A 1,012-nucleotide genomic window follows, 5' to 3' on the forward strand; every position below is an offset into this window, starting at 1 on the left:
ACTCCGGCTACTTCGACCACACCCCGCAGGCCGTCGGCATGGACTTCCGCCGCCAGGCGATCACCATGCTGGAGTCGATGGGCATCTCGGTGGAGTTCTCCCACCACGAGGGCGCGCCGGGGCAGCAGGAGATCGACCTGCGCTACGCCGACGCGCTGTCCACCGCGGACAACATCATGACGTTCCGCCTGATCATGAAGCAGGTCGCGCTGGAGCAGGGCCTGCAGGCGACCTTCATGCCGAAGCCGTTCTCGGAGTACCCGGGCTCCGGCATGCACTCGCACCTGTCCCTGTTCGAGGGCGACCGGAACGCGTTCTACGAGTCCGGCGCGGAGTACCAGCTCTCGAAGGTGGGCCGCTCCTTCATCGCGGGTCTCCTCCGCCACGCCGCCGAGATCGCCGCGGTCACCAACCAGTGGGTCAACTCCTACAAGCGCATCTGGGGCGGCTCCGAGCGCACCGCGGGCGCCGGCGGCGAGGCCCCCTCGTACATCTGCTGGGGCCACAACAACCGCTCGGCCCTGGTCCGCGTCCCGATGTACAAGCCCGGCAAGATGGGCTCCGTGCGCGTGGAGTTCCGCTCCCTCGACACCGGCGCGAACCCCTACCTCGCCTACGCCGTCCTGCTGGCCGCCGGCCTGAAGGGCATCGAGGAGGGCTACGAGCTCCCGCCCGGCGCCGAGGACGACGTCTGGGCCCTCTCCGACGCCGAACGCCGCGCGATGGGCATCGACCCCCTCCCGCAGAACCTGGGCGAGGCCCTGTCCCTCATGGAGGCCAGCGACCTGGTCGCCGAAACCCTGGGCGAACACGTCTTCGACTTCTTCCTGCGCAACAAGAAGCAGGAGTGGGTGGAGTACCGCTCGGAGGTCACGGCCTTCGAACTGAAGAAGAGCCTGCCGGTGTTGTAGCGAACCGGCCCGCACCGGGCGACCGAGTGACGCGAAGCCCCGCGACTCCGGCAGCCACCTCGCGGACGAGGCCCGCCGTCGCTCCGGACCCCCCTGAGCTC

Annotated in this window: 1 protein-coding gene; it reads left to right on the plus strand. The window is 69.4% G+C overall.

The window, feature by feature from the left end; translation table 11 throughout:
- Positions 1–911: glutamine synthetase family protein (locus tag C1I97_RS37825; protein WP_111007361.1), on the plus strand; the 911-nt coding region annotated here is incomplete at its 5' end.
- Positions 912–1,012 lie beyond the last annotated feature (101 nt).

The organism is Streptomyces sp. NTH33 (assembly GCF_003236365.1).
Classification (GTDB): Bacteria; Actinomycetota; Actinomycetes; order Streptomycetales; family Streptomycetaceae; genus Streptomyces.